20 protein-coding genes are annotated in these 15,358 nt (G+C 71.5%); 15 read left to right on the top strand and 5 right to left on the bottom strand.

What is annotated here, in order from left to right:
- From H9L09_RS04530 to H9L09_RS04575, 10 genes are all read left to right on the top strand, one after another.
- Positions 1-1,509 carry an aldehyde dehydrogenase family protein gene (locus H9L09_RS04530; RefSeq protein ID WP_223164209.1) on the top strand — a complete coding sequence of 503 codons (1,509 nt, stop codon included), beginning with the start codon at positions 1-3 and terminating at the stop codon, positions 1,507-1,509.
- Positions 1,506-2,405, top strand: coding sequence for an aldehyde dehydrogenase family protein (locus H9L09_RS04535; protein WP_187579533.1), 900 nt, complete (start codon positions 1,506-1,508; stop codon positions 2,403-2,405). Before H9L09_RS04530 ends, H9L09_RS04535 begins: the two co-directional genes overlap by 4 nt.
- A 51-nt stretch (positions 2,406-2,456) precedes the next feature.
- Complete coding sequence (locus H9L09_RS04540; RefSeq protein WP_187579534.1) at positions 2,457-3,074, top strand: uridine kinase family protein; 618 nt, start codon at positions 2,457-2,459, stop codon at positions 3,072-3,074.
- A gap of 32 nt (positions 3,075-3,106) precedes the next feature.
- Positions 3,107-4,390, top strand: a complete 1,284-nt coding sequence (paaK, locus tag H9L09_RS04545; protein WP_187579535.1) for a phenylacetate--CoA ligase PaaK — start codon at positions 3,107-3,109, stop codon at positions 4,388-4,390.
- Positions 4,391-4,440: 50 nt separating this feature from the next.
- The gene (locus H9L09_RS04550) at positions 4,441-4,899 is read left to right on the top strand and encodes a rhodanese-like domain-containing protein (protein WP_187579536.1); all 459 of its coding nucleotides are present in this window, start codon (positions 4,441-4,443) and stop codon (positions 4,897-4,899) included.
- A 55-nt stretch (positions 4,900-4,954) separates the two neighbouring features.
- Positions 4,955-5,278 carry a YciI family protein gene (locus H9L09_RS04555; protein ID WP_187579537.1) on the top strand — a complete coding sequence of 108 codons (324 nt, stop codon included), beginning with the start codon at positions 4,955-4,957 and terminating at the stop codon, positions 5,276-5,278.
- Complete coding sequence (locus H9L09_RS04560; RefSeq protein ID WP_187579538.1) at positions 5,275-6,507, top strand: RNA polymerase sigma factor; 1,233 nt, start codon at positions 5,275-5,277, stop codon at positions 6,505-6,507. The genes H9L09_RS04555 and H9L09_RS04560 overlap by 4 nt, the downstream gene beginning before the upstream one ends.
- 108 nt (positions 6,508-6,615) lie before the next feature.
- Entirely contained in the window at positions 6,616-6,963 is a 348-nt protein-coding gene (locus H9L09_RS04565) for an ArsR/SmtB family transcription factor (protein WP_187579539.1), read from the top strand.
- Entirely contained in the window at positions 6,960-7,400 is a 441-nt protein-coding gene (locus H9L09_RS04570; protein ID WP_187579540.1) for an SRPBCC family protein, read from the top strand. Before H9L09_RS04565 ends, H9L09_RS04570 begins: the two co-directional genes overlap by 4 nt.
- Positions 7,397-7,993 carry a maleylpyruvate isomerase family mycothiol-dependent enzyme gene (locus H9L09_RS04575; protein WP_187579541.1) on the top strand — a complete coding sequence of 199 codons (597 nt, stop codon included), beginning with the start codon at positions 7,397-7,399 and terminating at the stop codon, positions 7,991-7,993. Before H9L09_RS04570 ends, H9L09_RS04575 begins: the two co-directional genes overlap by 4 nt.
- 5 nt (positions 7,994-7,998) lie before the next feature.
- On the opposite strand, the gene H9L09_RS04580 is transcribed toward H9L09_RS04575, so the two are convergent.
- Positions 7,999-8,532: a GNAT family N-acetyltransferase gene (locus tag H9L09_RS04580; RefSeq protein WP_187579542.1), complete on the bottom strand. Its 534-nt coding sequence runs from the start codon at positions 8,530-8,532 to the stop codon at positions 7,999-8,001.
- 42 nt (positions 8,533-8,574) lie between these two features.
- Between H9L09_RS04580 and H9L09_RS04585 the strand changes: the two genes are divergently transcribed.
- The 4 genes from H9L09_RS04585 to mraY all read left to right on the top strand — a co-directional run bounded on the left by H9L09_RS04585 (position 8,575) and on the right by mraY (position 11,353).
- Complete coding sequence (locus tag H9L09_RS04585) at positions 8,575-8,937, top strand: VOC family protein (protein ID WP_187579543.1); 363 nt, start codon at positions 8,575-8,577, stop codon at positions 8,935-8,937.
- Between the two features lie 146 nt (positions 8,938-9,083).
- Positions 9,084-9,872, top strand: a complete 789-nt coding sequence (locus H9L09_RS04590) for an alpha/beta hydrolase (RefSeq protein ID WP_246456445.1) — start codon at positions 9,084-9,086, stop codon at positions 9,870-9,872.
- 35 nt (positions 9,873-9,907) lie between these two features.
- Complete coding sequence (locus H9L09_RS04595; protein ID WP_187579544.1) at positions 9,908-10,129, top strand: hypothetical protein; 222 nt, start codon at positions 9,908-9,910, stop codon at positions 10,127-10,129.
- A gap of 135 nt (positions 10,130-10,264) precedes the next feature.
- Positions 10,265-11,353 carry a phospho-N-acetylmuramoyl-pentapeptide-transferase gene (gene mraY / locus H9L09_RS04600; protein WP_187579545.1) on the top strand — a complete coding sequence of 363 codons (1,089 nt, stop codon included), beginning with the start codon at positions 10,265-10,267 and terminating at the stop codon, positions 11,351-11,353.
- An 18-nt stretch (positions 11,354-11,371) separates the two neighbouring features.
- Here the strand turns inward: mraY and H9L09_RS04605 are convergent, their stop codons facing one another.
- Positions 11,372-12,457, bottom strand: coding sequence for an adenosine deaminase (locus H9L09_RS04605; RefSeq protein WP_187579546.1), 1,086 nt, complete (start codon positions 12,455-12,457; stop codon positions 11,372-11,374).
- A 52-nt stretch (positions 12,458-12,509) separates the two neighbouring features.
- On the opposite strand from H9L09_RS04605, the gene H9L09_RS04610 reads away from it, so the two are divergent.
- On the top strand, positions 12,510-12,962 hold the full coding sequence (locus H9L09_RS04610) for a MaoC family dehydratase (RefSeq protein ID WP_187579547.1): 453 nt from the start codon (positions 12,510-12,512) through the stop codon (positions 12,960-12,962).
- A gap of 19 nt (positions 12,963-12,981) precedes the next feature.
- On the opposite strand, the gene H9L09_RS04615 is transcribed toward H9L09_RS04610, so the two are convergent.
- The 3 genes from H9L09_RS04615 to H9L09_RS04625 all read right to left on the bottom strand — a co-directional run bounded on the left by H9L09_RS04615 (position 12,982) and on the right by H9L09_RS04625 (position 15,356).
- A complete protein-coding gene (locus H9L09_RS04615) occupies positions 12,982-13,515 on the bottom strand; it encodes an ester cyclase (protein ID WP_187579548.1) in 534 nt (177 codons plus the stop codon).
- A 125-nt stretch (positions 13,516-13,640) separates the two neighbouring features.
- Positions 13,641-14,933, bottom strand: coding sequence for a thymidine phosphorylase (locus H9L09_RS04620; protein ID WP_187579549.1), 1,293 nt, complete (start codon positions 14,931-14,933; stop codon positions 13,641-13,643).
- A gap of 27 nt (positions 14,934-14,960) precedes the next feature.
- A complete protein-coding gene (locus tag H9L09_RS04625) occupies positions 14,961-15,356 on the bottom strand; it encodes a cytidine deaminase (protein WP_187579550.1) in 396 nt (131 codons plus the stop codon).
- Positions 15,357-15,358: the final 2 nt, after the last annotated feature.

The raw sequence follows: 15,358 nt of genomic DNA on the forward strand, positions 1-15,358 counted from the left end.
ATGGCCAACGACGACATCAGCACCCCCGGCACCGCGGCGGCGGGCACCGGCGCGACCAGCCCGGCGGCGATCTTCGACTACGCCCCGGCGCCGGAGTCCCGCGCCGTCGTGGACATCCGCTCCTCCTACGGGCTGTTCATCGGCGGCGAGTTCGTGGACCCGGCGCAGGGCCGCTCCTTCAAGACCATCTCCCCGGCCACCGAGGAGGTGCTCGCCGAGGTCGCCGAGGCCTCCGAGGCGGACGTCGACCGGGCGGTGGCGGCCGCCCGCCGGGCCTACACCCGGGTCTGGTCGAAGATGTCGGGCCGCGAGCGCGGGAAGTACCTCTTCCGGATCGCGCGGATCCTGCAGGAACGCTCCCGGGAGCTCGCGGTGCTGGAGAGCATCGACAACGGCAAGCCGATCCGCGAGTCCCGCGACGTCGACGTACCGCTGGCCGCCGCGCACTTCTTCTACTACGCCGGCTGGGCCGACAAGCTCGGTCACGCCGGCTTCGGCGACGACCCGCAGCCGCTCGGGGTCGCCGGCCAGGTGATCCCCTGGAACTTCCCGCTGATGATGCTGGCCTGGAAGATCGCGCCCGCCCTGGCCACCGGCAACACCGTGGTGCTCAAGCCGGCCGAGACCACGCCGCTCACCGCGCTGCTGTTCGCCGAGATCTGCCAGCAGGCCGACCTGCCGCCCGGCGTGGTGAACATCGTCACCGGCGCCGGCGACACCGGCCGTGCGGTCGTCGCGCACCCCGACGTCGACAAGGTGGCCTTCACCGGCTCCACCGAGGTCGGCCGTTCGATCGCCAAGACGGTCGCCGGCACCGAGAAGCGGGTGACGCTCGAGCTCGGCGGCAAGGCCGCCAACATCGTCTTCGACGACGCGCCCGTCGACCAGGCCGTCGAGGGCATCGTCAACGGGATCTTCTTCAACCAGGGCCACGTCTGCTGCGCCGGCTCCCGGCTCCTGGTCCAGGAGTCGATCGCCGAGGAGCTGCTCGAGCGGCTCAAGCGGCGGATGGCGACGCTGCGGGTCGGGGACCCGCTGGACAAGAACACCGACGTCGGGGCGATCAACTCCGCCGAGCAGCTGGCCAAGATCCGCGAGCTCGCCGACGTCGGTGAGACCGAGCTGGCCGGCGGCCCCGGCGAGCGGTGGTCGCCGCCGTGCGACCTGCCCGGCACCGGCTTCTGGTTCCCGCCGACGGTCTTCACCGGCGTCACCCAGGCCCACCGGATCGCGCGCGAGGAGATCTTCGGCCCGGTGCTGTCCGTGCTGACCTTCCGGACCCCGGCCGAGGCGGTCGAGAAGGCCAACAACAGCCCGTTCGGCCTCTCCGCCGGCATCTGGACCGACAAGGGCTCCCGGATCCTGTGGGTGGCCAACCAGCTGCGCGCCGGCGTGGTGTGGGCCAACACGTTCAACAAGTTCGACCCCACCAGCCCCTTCGGCGGCTACAAGGAGTCGGGCTACGGCCGCGAGGGCGGCCGTCACGGCCTGGAGGGCTACATCCGATGACACCGATCTCCTCCTCCGAGGCCCGCGGCGGCCGGCTCGAGGTCCGCAAGACCTACAAGCTCTACATCGGCGGCGCGTTCCCGCGCTCCGAGTCGGGCCGCTCCTACGTCGTCAACGACGCCAAGGGCACCTTCCTCGCCAACGCCTCGGCGGCCTCCCGCAAGGACGCCCGCGACGCCGTCCAGGCCGCCCGCAAGGCATTCCCCGGCTGGTCGGCGCGCACGCCGTACAACCGCGGTCAGGTCCTCTACCGGATCGCCGAGGTGCTCGAGGGCCGCCGCGCCCAGTTCGTCGACGAGGTGCAGCGCTCCGAGGGCTCCGGCAAGCGCGCCGCCGAGGCGGCGGTCGACCTCTCCGTCGACCGGCTGGTCTGGTACGCCGGCTGGGCCGACAAGATCGCCCAGGTGGTCGGCGGCACCAACCCCGTGGCGGGGCCGTACTTCAACTTCTCGCTGCCCGAGCCGACCGGCGTCGTCGCGGTCGTCGCGCCGCAGCAGTCCTCGCTGCTCGGCCTGGTCAGCGTGGTCGCCCCGGTGGTCGTCACCGGCAACACCTGTGTGGTCGCCACCTCGAGCGCCCGGCCGCTGCCCGCGATCACGCTCTCGGAGGTGCTGGCCACCTCCGACGTGCCGGGCGGTGTGGTCAACGTGCTCACCGGCGCGCTCGCGGACACCACGCCGACGCTCGCCTCGCACATGGACGTGAACGCGATCGACCTCACCGGCCTGGCCGGGGACCCGGAGACCGCGACCGCGCTGGAGGTGGCGGCCGCGGAGAACCTGAAGCGGGTCCGCCGGGCACCGGCCGCCGAGCCCGACTGGACGCCCGAGCCGGGGCTCGAGGCGATGACCACGTTCCTGGAGACCAAGACCGTCTGGCACCCGATCGGGATCTGAGCGGCCGGTCCCCGCGGCGGGCGTACCGACCGCGTCGGGCAGAATGCTCCGGTGCACGCGAAGGTGATCGTCCTGGCCGGGCCCTCCGGGTCCGGGAAGTCCCGGCTCTGCCGACGGGTGGGCGAGCACCTGGGGCTGCCGACGGTCAACCTCGACGACTACTACAAGAGCGGCGGGGACCCGACGCTGCCGATGCTCCCCGGTGCCGGCCGGCCCGCACAGCCCGACTGGGACCACCCGGACTCCTGGCTGGGCGAGGAGGCGACCGACGCCCTGGAACGGATCTGCCGCGACGGCGGCGCCGACGTGCCGGTCTACGACATCTCCCGGGACGGCCGGATCGGGCACCGGCGCTTCGAGCTGGCCGGCGCGCCGCTGCTGGTGGCCGAGGGCATCTTCGCCCAGGAGGTGGTGGCGGCGTGCCGGGCCCGCGGGATCCTGGCCGACGCGCTGTGCGTCCGCAACCATCCGGCCGTCACCTTCTGGCGCCGGCTCAGCCGGGACCTGCGCGAGCACCGCAAGCCACCGTTGCTGCTCGTGCGGCGCGGACTGCGTCTGATGCGCGAGGAGCCGCGCATCGTGGCTCACGCCGTGCAGGTGGGCTGTGCGGCAATGCCGCCGGAGCAGGCGTTCGACCGGATCAGATCTCTGGTCCACGCCCGCACCTGACGTGCGAAGGTGAACTCCCGAGGAGGACCACGATGACGTTCCCGATGCCCGACCTGTCGCTGGACGAGCTCCGCGCGGCCCAGCTGGACCACCTCCGCGTCACGCTGACCCGCGCCTACGAGCTGGTCCCGCACTACCGCCGCGCCTTCAACCGCGCCGGGGTCCGCCCCGAGGACCTGCTCACGCTCGGCGACCTCGCCCGGTTCCCGTTCACCACCAAGGAGGACCTGCGCGAGAACTACCCGTTCGGCATGTTCGCGGTGCCCCGGGAGCAGGTCGCGCGCATCCACGCGTCGTCGGGCACGACCGGGCGGCCCACCGTGGTGGGCTACACCGCCGAGGACCTCGACACGTGGGCGGACCTGATGGCCCGCTCGATCCACGCCGCGGGAGGTCGCCGGGGCGACCTGGTCCACGTGGCCTACGGCTACGGGCTGTTCACCGGAGGGCTGGGCGCGCACTACGGCGCGGAGCGGCTCGGCTGCACGGTGGTGCCGGTGTCCGGCGGGATGACCGAGCGGCAGGTGCAGCTGATCCTGGACTTCCGGCCCCGGATCATCATGGTGACCCCGTCGTACTTCCTGGCCATCCTCGACGAGATGGAGCGGCAGGGCGTGGACCCCCGGCGTACCAGCCTCGAGATCGGCATCTTCGGGGCCGAGCCGTGGACCAACGAGATGCGGCTGGAGGTCGAGCGCCGGGCCGGCCTGGACGCCGTCGACATCTACGGGCTCTCCGAGGTGATGGGTCCCGGCGTCTCGCAGGAGGCCGTCTCCACCAAGGACGGCCTGCACCTGTGGGAGGACCACTTCCTGCCCGAGGTCATCGACCCGTTCACCCTCGAGGTGGTGCCCGACGGGCAGGAGGGCGAGCTGGTGCTGACCAGCCTCACCAAGCAGGCGATGCCGGTCGTGCGCTACCGCACGCGGGACCTCACCCGGCTGCTGCCGGGCACCGCGTTCCCGGCGTTCCGGCGGATGCAGAAGATCACCGGCCGGAGCGACGACATGATGATCGTCCGCGGCGTGAACGTCTTCCCGACCCAGATCGAGGAGCAGATCCTCAAGGTCGAGGGGCTGAGCCCGCACTACCTGTGCGTGCTCACCCGGCCCGGCCACCTCGACGTGCTGACGGTCCGCGTCGAGGCGCACGCCGACACGCCGGCAGCCCGGTGGAGGGCGCTGGCCGCGGAGCTGGTGCACCACGTGCGGGGCACGGTCGGCGTCGGGATCGAGGTCGAGGTGCTCGAGCCCGGTGCGCTGGAGCGGTCGCTGGGCAAGGCGAAGCGGATCTCCGACCAGCGTCCCCGGGCCTGAGTCGTGACCGCGGACAGCCGGCCGGCTCGGCGGTTTCGTATCCTCGCCGCATGAGTGCCGACGACGGGTCCGCGATCAGCCGGTTGCTGGCGGAGAACCGCAGCAGCCTGCGCCGGGTCCGGCCCGAGGAGCTCGAGACCGCCCGGGCGGCCGGCGCCCTGGTCGTCGACATCCGCCCCCTCGAGCAGCGGCAGCGCGACGGCGAGCTCCCGGGCGCCGTGGTCGTCGACCGCAACGTGCTCGAGTGGCGGCTCGACCCTACGAGCCCGCACCGGCTCGCGATCGCCGACGATCCGGAGCGTCGCGTGGTGCTGGTCTGCAACGAGGGCTACAGCTCGAGCCTGGCCGCACGCACGCTGCAGCTGCTCGGTCTCGTCAACGCCACCGACCTCTGCGGCGGCTTCGTGGCGTGGCGCAGCACCGTCGGCGGATGCGCCGCACCGCCGCACCAGCGTGGTGGGAGAACAGGTGCGCGGTCCGGTGTCGGATCCGGGCGGGGTCGTTCGTAGCAGGAGTGAGCGGCTGCCCGGCAGGGGCGCCCCACGGCACAGGAGATGATCCGCGATGCAGTACCTGGTTTCCGTGATCGACGACGGCACCGGCCTGGCCACCCCGACCGAGGAGGCCGACATCGGCGCGTTCAACGACCGGCTCCGGGCCGAGGGCCACTGGGTCTTCGCCGGCGGCCTCGGGTCGCCCGACCCGGCGACCGTCATCGACAACCGGGGTGACGAAGCGGTGTTCACCGACGGCCCCTTCGTGGAGTCGAAGGAGTACCTGGCCGGCTTCTGGATCATCGAGGCCGCCGACCTCGACGTGGCGCTGGCGCTCGCCGCCGAGGGGTCGAAGTGCTGCAACCGGAAGGTCGAGGTGCGACCGTTCCTGTGAACCCGGTCGAGGTCGCGGACGCGATCACCCGGGTGCACCACGAGGAGTGGGCGCGGGTGGTCGCCTCCCTGACCCGGCGTTTCGGTGACCTCGACCTCGCCGAGGAGGCGGCGGCCGAGGCGTTCGCGACCGCCGTCGAGCGGTGGCCGGCCGACGGCGTACCCCCGAACCCGGGCGCCTGGCTGACCACCACCGCCACCCGCAAGGCGATCGACCGGATCCGGCGGGAGAACAAGCGCGACGCCAAGCAGAGGGAGGCTCAGGTGCTGTACGCCGACGACCCGCCCCAGCCTCTCGGCGCGGTCGACGACGAGCGGCTCCGGCTGATCTTCACCTGCTGCCACCCGTCGCTCTCGATGGAGGCCCGGGTGGCGCTGACGCTGCGCCTGGTCGGCGGTCTGACCGTGCCCGAGATCGCCCATGCCTTCCTGGTGCAGGAGAGCACCATGGGCCAGCGCATCACCCGGGCGAAGGCGAAGATCAAGGTGGCTCGCATCCCGTACCGGGTGCCGTCCACGGAGGACCTCCCGGCCCGGGTGGCCGGAGTGCTCGCGGTCCTCTTCCTGGTCTTCAACGAGGGCTACCTGGCCAGCGGTCCCGACACCGATCCGGTACGTCGGGACCTGACCGCCGAGGCGATCCGGCTGACCCGCATGATCCGTACCCTGCTCCCGGAGGACGGTGAGGTGGCCGGGCTGCTGGCGCTGATGCTCCTCACCGAGGCCCGCCGTACCGCCCGGGTCTCCGCGACCGGCGAGCTGGTCACACTCGGCGAGCAGGACCGTGGCGCCTGGGACGCGGCGATGGTCGCCGAAGGTCACCGGCTGGTGCGCGAGCGCCTGGCGACTGGCGTGGCTCCGGGTCGCTACCAGATCCTGGCGGCGATCAACGCCGTGCACACCTCGGCCCGCGACGCGCGCGACACCGACTGGTCGCAGGTCCTCGCCCTCTACGACCAGCTCGTCCGCCTGGACCCCTCGCCGATCATCGCCCTCAACCGGGCCGTCGCGGTCGCCGAGCTGGACGGTCCGGAGGTGGCGCTGGCCGCCGTCGACCGTCTCGAGGAGACGCTGGCCGGCTACCACGCCTTTCACGCGACCCGCGCCGACCTGCTGCGCCGGCTGGGCCGCAGCCGGCAGGCGCGGGCGGCGTACGACCGGGGCATCGAGCTGGCGGGCAACACCGCCGAGACCGCCTACCTGACCCGGCGCCGCGACCAGCTGGCGTGACGCGACCCCTAGGCGGGGGCAAGAGGACGACCAGGGCGGGCATGACGGCGAGGAAGAGCGCAACATCCTCTAGTTGACACTTGATCAAGCAAATGCTTGAGTAAAAGCATGGAGACCACTGCCGAGGACACCCAGCTCGACGCCGTGTTCACGGCGCTCGGGGACCACACCCGGCGAGACATCGTGGCCCGGCTGAGCGCCGGCGAGGCGACCGTCAAGGAGCTCGCGGAGCCGTACGCGATGAGCATGCAGGCTGTCTCGCAGCACATCCGGGTGCTGGAGCGGTCCGGGCTGATCAGCCAGGGACGGCACCGGCAGACGCGGCCGTGTCGACTCGAGCCCGCGGCTCTCGAGGCCGCGCTCAGCTGGATCGAGGAGAGCCGGCGCGCCTGGTCGGAGCGCCTGGACCGCCTGGAGACGCACCTCGCCCGCCTGCAGGAAGGTCCGGAGAAATGAACGACGACGAGCTCATCTACCGGCGGGTCCTCCACGCACCGCGCGAGCTGGTGTGGCGGTGCCTCACGGAGCCCGCCGAGCTGGCGCAGTTCTGGGGCCCGAGCGGCATGACCACCCCGTTCGACGGCATCGTCGTAGAGCTCCGTCCCGGTGGCCGGTTCGAGACCCTGATGCTGGGCGAGCACGGCAGCCACCGGATGATCGCCACCTTCACCGACGTCGTCGCTCCCGAACGGCTCGGCTGGGTCGAGCCGGCGAGCGGGATGCACACCACCAGCACGCTCAACGACCTCGGCGACGGCACCACCGAGGTGGTCATCCATCAGCGACACGTTCCCGAGCCGATGCGCCGGCCCGAGGCCCGCGCCGGGTTCCTCACCTCTCTCGACAAGCTCGAGCAGCACCTCGCCCACCGCCTGCAGGGAGACCGATCGTGACCGATCCACAGCTGTGGGTGGCGCCGACCTACGACCGGCTCGCAGACCTCCTCGCCGCCGAGCCGGTCGACACCTGGGACGCACCGTCGTTGTGCGAGAAGTGGTCGGTGCGTCACGTGGTCGCGCACATGACCATGCCGGTGCGGCTGACCCCGACGCAGTTCGGCGCCGAGATGGTCGCGGCCGGCGGCGACTTCACCGTGCTCTCCGACACGGTGGCCGCACGGGACGCTTCGTTGCCGGTCGCCGACCTGCTCGACCAGCTCAGGTCACCGAGCCTGCACGCGTGGCAGCCGCCCGGTGGCGGCGCCGCCGGCGCACTGAGCCACGCCGTCATCCACTCCTTGGACGTGACCATCGCGCTGGGCCGGCCGGCGGTGGCACCGACCGAGGCCACCACGACCGTCCTCGACCAGCTCACCGCCGCCCACGGCGCCGTGTTCGGGCTCGACCTGTCCGGGGTCCGGCTCGAGGCCTCCGACACCGGCTGGAGCTGGGGGGACGGCCGGCTCGTCCGGGCCGACAGCGGCTCCCTGGTGGCGCTCCTGGGCGGCCGGATGCTGCCCGACGGCCGCACCCTCCGCCGCCACTGACTCCCTCACCAGGCGTCGCCGGGTCGGTCCTCGCAGGTCACCGTGACGGACAGATCCGGGACGACGGAGGGCTCGAGGCGAAGCACCATCAGCCCGCCGTGCTCGCCGTCCGGGAAGGCACCCGTCGCCGTCTGGGTGTACGACACGCCCCGCCACCTCTCCCAGCCGAGCCTCTCGTAGAAGCCCGTCGCGCGCCCGGTCGAGAGCAGCGCTGCCGGCCAGCGCTCGGCGATCTCCGCCTGGAGCGTCTGCATCGTCGCGCGCCCGATGCCCTCACCCTGACGGTCAGGATCGGTGGCGACGGCCTCCACGTAGCCGACGCCTCGCCACGCCTGGTCCCCGAACCTGATCCGGCGGGGCACGGCGCTGGCATGGCCGACCAACCGGTCCCCGTCCCGCGCCAGCACGTGCACACCGCCGTACGCATGGTCGGCGTCGTCGTCGCTGAACCGACCATCGAAGGCCCGGCGCCACAGGTCCCGCAGCGCCACCCGGGTCTCGGCGTCGATCTGGTCGCTCTCGGCGACGACGAAGTCCACGACCGCCAATCTAGGCGCTCGCGGACGTCGTAAGGTCCCCCCATGGCCGTGCAGCGCATCAAGCCGAACATCCTCTCGAGTGACTTCGAGGCGAGTCGCGCCTTCTACAACGGCGTCATCGGGCTCGAGGGTGGTGACGGACTGGACTGGATCCTCTTCTTCGGCACCGACAAGCGCGAGGTCCAGCTCAGCGTCATGGCGTTGGACATCAAGGCCCACCATCATCCCGCCGTGTCCATCGAGGTGGACGACGTCGACGAGGTCCACGCCCGGGCCGTCGCCGCGGGTGCCGAGATCACCTACCCCCTGACCGACGAGGAGTGGGGGCTGCGAAGGTTCTTCGTGCGCGACCCGAACGGAACGATCATCAACGTCACGCAGCACGCCGCCCAGCAGCCGACGTAGCAAGCCGAAGCGCTCGCGAGGGGGAACGAGATGATGCAACGGTCCGAGATGGTCCCGGTGAGAGGCGTCGAGGTCTTCGTCGACCAGCGCGGTGAGGCCACGTCGCCCCCGATGGTCTACCTGCACGGCGGTCCTGGCCAGAGCTGCTGGGACTTCATGGCGGCTCAGGGTCATCGCCTCGGGCGGAGCATCAGGCTCGTGGGGGTCGACCAACGCGGGGTGCTGCGGTCCGGCGACGTGCCCCCGACGAGCCGCTCGACGTCGACGTCCTCATCGACGACTTCGAAGCGGTCCGCGAGCACCTCGGGATCGAGGCATGGGCGGTGCTCGGTCACTCCGCCGGAGGTGGCTACGCGCTGCGCTACGCCCTCAGGTGCCCCGAGTCCGTGCGTGCGGTGGTCTTCGACTGCCCGTGCTGGGACGGCGATCTCACCGACCGCCTCCGGCTGCCGGTCGTGGCGGCCCGTCTCGAGGAGGCGGGCAAGGTGGAAGCGGCAGCAGCGTGCCGTCACCTCGCTGCGAAGCCCGGGCGCATCACCGCGGCAGACGAGTCGAGGCTCGTCATGCAGGAGCTGGACGAGTCCTACCTCGACCTGTTCTTCCACACGCCGGAGTCCGCGCGTGCCTTCGAGGAGCTGATGGAGAGCGCAGGCTTCACCGAGCAGCAGTGGGCCCGCGGGATGTCGCACCAGCCGCTGCTCGACGCGATGTACCAGCCCCAGGTGCACCTGCTGGCCGGACTCCGGGTGCCCAGCCTCCTGGTGCACGGCAGGAGCGACCTGGTCGTCCCACCCGAAGTCGTCGAGACGTACCGCACTGAAGTCGCGCGGGGCGCCGTCCACACCTTCGCCGGCTCCGGGCACTTCGCGTACCACGAGGAGCCCGAGGAGTACGCCGGCGTGATCGCGAGCTTCGTGCGGGAACACGCAAGCTGACGCGCAGCGAGGTCGGCGACCCCTATCATCCGGACGTGCGCACACTCGCTCCCTGGACAGCAGCGACGATCGTCCTCGTCGCATTCTGGCCCGCGGTGTGCATGTCGGCCGAAGGTGGACCGACGACCTGCCAGAGCGCCGTGCTGCTGCCGCTGCCCTGGGGGGACAGCGCCGACACCTGGGGGATGGCGGTCCCGGTGGTCGCTGCCTTGCTGACCTACTTCGCCCTGCGGAAGCTCCTGCGCCAGGGCGGGTGAGTTCAGTCCGACACCCGCCGATGGGTTTGCCGAGCAACGGTCGATGTGGTCTGGTTTGTAGGTTCTGTCCAAGGCGAGCCGCTGAGACCGTGACGGTCCTGACGGAAAGCCCCACACGATCGGTTTGGACTCGGGTTGAAGGCCATCCTGCTGAGCGGCCTGTGCGCGCTCATCGTGTCGCTGTTCAGCACTCGCTGGGCGATCCGGCAGTTCGCTGCCTGGGGTCTGGGGCAGCTGATCCGCGAGGACGGTCCCCAGACGCACCACGTGAAGAGGGGCACCCCCACGATGGGTGGCGCCGCCGTCGTGGTCTCGGTGGTGATCGGCTACGCGTTCGCCAAGCTGTTGACGTGGGACCTACCGTCGCGGTCCGCGCTCCTGGTGCTCTTCCTCCTGGTGGGCATGGCCGGGGTGGGGTTCCTCGACGACTTCATCAAGGTCAGGAAGCAGCGCAGCCTCGGGCTCCGGAGCAAGGCCAAGCTGGTGGGCCAGACCGTTGTGAGTCTCACCTTCGGGTTCCTGGCGCTCCAGCCCGTCCTGGGCGACGGGGCGGCAGCCACTGTCTCTCACCGGCTGTCGTTCGCGCGTGACGTCGGACCGGCGTTGCCCTGGGTGATCGTCATCGTGCTGATCTGGTTCATGGTGAGCGGGACCAGCAACGCCACGAATCTCATCGACGGTCTCGACGGGCTGCTCACCGGCAGTGCCACGATGGTCTTCGCCGCCTACGCCGTCATCGGCGTCTGGCAGAACAGCCACTCGTGCGGATCCGCCAACGGAGCGAACGGCCTGTGCTACCAGGTGGCCTCCCCGCTGGACCTGGCCACGGTCGCGGCCGCCCTGGCGGGCGCCTGCTTCGGGTTCCTGTGGTGGAACGCCTCCCCCGCCCAGATCATCATGGGGGACACCGGCTCCCTCGCCCTGGGGGCAGCCATGGCCGGCCTGGCGCTGCTGACGCGGACCGAGCTGCTGCTGATCGTCCTGGGGGGCTTGTACGTGGCCGTCACCGGGTCGGTGCTGCTCCAGGTGTCCTGGTTCAAGCTGACCAGGCGCACCACCGGCGTGGGCAGGAGGATCTTCCGCATGACCCCGCTCCATCATCACTTCGAGCTGCTCGGTTGGGAGCAGGTGACGGTGGTGGTCCGCTTCTGGATCATCGCCGGAGTCTGCGCCGCGGCCGCCCTCGGGATCTTCTACAGCGACTGGCTGGGCAGCCAGGGCTGAGCGCCGGCCCGGCCTTGCTCAGCTCATCGCGCCGAGGACGGCGTACGCCGGCTTGATGACCTCGTCGATCAGCGCGAGGCGCTCGTCGAAGGGCAGGAACGCGGACTTCATCGCATTGATGGTGAACCAGCGGAAGTCGGCCATCCCGTAGCCGAACGCGTCGGCGAGCAGCGTCATCTCCCGGCTCATCGAGGTGCCGCTCATCAGCCGGTTGTCGGTGTTGACGGTGACCCGGAACCGCAGCTTGGTGAGCAACGCGATCGGGTGCTCGGCGATCGAGGTCGCGGCGCCGGTCTGCACGTTGGACGAGGGACACATCTCCAGCGGGATCCGCTTGTCCCGCACGTAGGAGGCTAGCAGGCCCAGCCGCGGCGAGCCGTCCGGGCCGACGCTGATGTCGTCGATGATCCGGACGCCGTGGCCGAGCCGGTCGGCGCCGCACCACTGGATGGCCTGCCAGATCGAGGGCAGCCCGAACGCCTCGCCGGCGTGGATGGTGAAGTGCGCGTTCTCGCGCTGGAGGTACTCGAAGGCGTCCAGGTGCCGGGTGGGCGGGTAGCCCGCCTCCGCGCCGGCGATGTCGAAGCCGACCACGCCCTGGTCGCGGTAGGCCACGGTCAGCTCGGCGATCTCCTGCGAGCGCGCCTGGTGCCGCATCGCGGTCAGCAGCTGCCGGACCACGATCGGGCTGCCGTCGTCGCGGGCCTGCTGCTCGCCCTCGGCGAAGCCGTCCCGGACCGCCTCGACGACCTCGGTCAGGGCCAGGCCGCCCTCGAGGTGCTGCTCGGGCGCGTAGCGCACCTCGGCGTACACGACGCCGTCCTCGGCCAGGTCGGCCACGCACTCGCGGGCGACGCGGCGGAGGTTGTCGGCGGTCTGCATCACCGCGACGGTGTGGTCGAAGGTCTCGAGGTAGCGCTCCAGCGACCCCGAGCTCGCCGCCTCCTCGAACCAGCGGCCGAGCGACCCGGCGTCGCCGGCCGGCAGCAGGTGCCCTTCCGGAGCCAGGTCGAGGATGGTCTGCGGGCGCAGCCCGCCGTCGAGGTGGTCGTGAAGCAGCACCTTGGGAGCGCGGCGGATCTGCTCACCGATAGGTTCGGACATACGTCCCATCCAACCAGCACCAGACGCCGTCACCCGCAGGAGGCACACCGGCATGCGCACCTTCACCACGTTCGAGGAGCTCGCCGACGCGACGGGCAAGGAGCTCGGCACCAGCGACTGGGTCACCATCGACCAGGACCGCGTCGACCGTTTCGCCGACGCCACCGGCGACCACCAGTGGATCCACGTGGACGTCGAGCGGGCCAAGGCAGGACCGTTCGGTGGCACGATCGCGCACGGCTACCTGACGCTGTCCCTGGTGCCGTGGCTGGGCAGCCAGGTCTTCGCGCTCGAGACCCCCGGCGCCAAGCTCAACTACGGCGTCAACAAGGTCCGGTTCCCCACGCCGGTGCCGGTCGGCTCGCGCGTCCGCGCCCACGTGTCCGTGGTCGAGGTGAGCGACGTGCCGGCCGGCAAGCAGATGGTGCTGCGGTACGTCGTCGAGCTGGAGGGCTCGGACAAGCCGGCCTGCGTCGCGGAGAGCGTCGTGCTGCTGCTCCCCTGAACCAGGCGCCTGAGCCCCTCTAGGCGACGTCCTTCTTCGCCGGCGCCTCGTGCTGCTTGCGGAGCCGGGCGCGTACGTCGACGCTGGCGTTGAACGCTGCGGTCATCGCCTTGTCGGCAGCCGAGCCCTCGCGCGGCAGGAAGCCGATCTGACGGGCGAAGGTCAGACCGTCGTAGTAAATGGTGTTGCGCCGGAGCTTGCCGTCCTCGAAGGTCATCACGTCGCAGCCGAGCAGGTCGACGCCGCGGCCGGTCGCATGCACGCCCTGGAACGACGTGCCCGTGAACGTGCCGGTGGCCTGCCACTGGACCACCGCGCGCCTGTCGTCGCCCACCATCTCGAGCACCTCGATGTCGAGGTCCGGGACAGCGCCCAGCAGCTCGTCGAAGAACTCCCGCACCTGCTTCCGGCCGCGGAAGTGGCCGACCGCGACGAAGTGGTCGTCCACGTCGTCATGGGCGAGCAGCTGCATCCCGTCCAGGTCGTGCCGCTTCAACGCGTCGAAAATCTCGGTCGCCACCATCACCGGCGACCGTGCTGCCTGCTCCACCATGTCGGCCCTCCTCGTCGTGGGACCTCGGGACGTCCCCGGAGGTCCCACCAACGAGCCTGCTCCGCCTCCTCGGTGACCGCAAGGCCCGAACCGGACACCTCTTCCCCTGACCGGGGCGGGCGGCCTCAGGCGGAGACGCGGTCGATGACGATCGAGGCCGGTGCGTACGACGTCCCGGCCGGCGCGACCTCGACGCCCCCGTCGAGCGCGGCCTGCGCCCGGTCGAACCGGTCGGGCTCGTCGGTGTGCAGCGTCAGCAACGGCTGCCCCTCCACGACGGTGTCGCCGGGCTTGGCGTGCAGCTCCACGCCCGCGCCGGCCTGCACCGGGTCCTCCTTGCGGGCCCGGCCGGCGCCGAGCCGCCAGGCGGCCACCCCGACCGCCATCGCATCGAGGCGGGTCAGCACCCCGCTCGCCGGTGCCGGCACCACGAGGGTCTCCCGCGCCACCGGCAGCGGCGCGTCGGGGTCGCCGCCCTGGGCCGCGATCATCCGCCTCCAGACGTCCATGGCCGATCCGTCGGCCAGCCTGTCGGCGGGGTCGACGTCGGCGACCCCGGCGGCGGTGAGCATCTCCCGGGCCAGCGCGACCGTCAGCTCGACGACGTCGGCGGGGCCGCCGCCGGCGAGCACCTCGACCGACTCGCGGACCTCGAGGGCGTTGCCGGCGGTCAGCCCGAGCGGCGTGGACATGTCGGTCAGCAGCGCGACGGTGGTGACGCCCGCGTCGGTGCCCAGGGCCACCATCGTCTCGGCGAGCTCGCGGGCCCGCTCCAGGCTCTTCATGAACGCGCCGCTGCCGACCTTGACGTCGAGCACCAGCGCGCCGGTGCCCTCGGCGATCTTCTTGCTCATGATCGAGCTGGCGATCAGCGGGATCGCCTCGACCGTGCCGGTGACGTCGCGCAGCGCGTAGAGCTTCTTGTCCGCGGGCGCCAGGCCGGCTCCGGCCGCGCAGATGACGGCGCCGATCTCCTCGAGCTGGCGCAGCATCGCCTGGTTGGACAGCGAGGCCTGCCAGCCGGGCACCGCCTCCAGCTTGTCGAGGGTGCCGCCGGTGTGGCCGAGACCGCGCCCGGACAGCTGCGGAACCGCGACGCCGCAGGCCGCGACGAGCGGCGCGAGCGGCAGGGTGATCTTGTCGCCCACCCCGCCGGTGGAGTGCTTGTCGGCCGTCGGGCGTGAGAGCGCCGAGAAGTCCATCCGCTCCCCCGAGGCGATCATCGCCGCGGTCCAGCGGGAGATCTCCGGGCGCGACATCCCGTTGAGCAGGATCGCCATCGCCAGCGCAGACATCTGCTCGTCGGCCACCGCCCCGCGGGTGTACGCGTCGACCACCCAGTCGATCTGGGAGTCGCTCAGCGCACCACCGTCACGCTTGGTGGTGATGACCTCGACGGCGTCGTGCAGCTCAGCCATGGGACTCCTCGGCTCGGAAGGACGGGTTCAGCGGGTCAGGTCGTCGGGGCCGAACGCGTCCGGGAGCACCTCGCTCATCGGCCGCACCCCCCGCACGGTGAGCAGCAACAGCTCGTTGCCGCCGTGCTCGAACAGCAGCTGGCGGCACCGGCCGCACGGCATGATGACCTCGCCGGCGCCGTTCACGCAGACGAAGTGGGTGAGCCGGCCGCCCCCGGTCGCCACCAGGCTCGAGACCAGCCCGCACTCGGCGCACAGGGTCACGCCGTACGCCGCGTTCTCCACGTTGCAGCCGGTCAGCAGCCGGCCGTCGTCGGCGAGCGCGGCGGCCCCCACCGGGTAGTGGGAGTAGGGCGCGTAGGCGTTGCGGCTGATCCGTCGCGCCTCGTCGGTGAGCGCTGGCCAGTCGAAGTCGTCGGCCACCG

This window comes from Nocardioides mesophilus, assembly GCF_014395785.1.
Classification (GTDB): Bacteria; Actinomycetota; Actinomycetes; order Propionibacteriales; family Nocardioidaceae; genus Nocardioides_B; species Nocardioides_B mesophilus.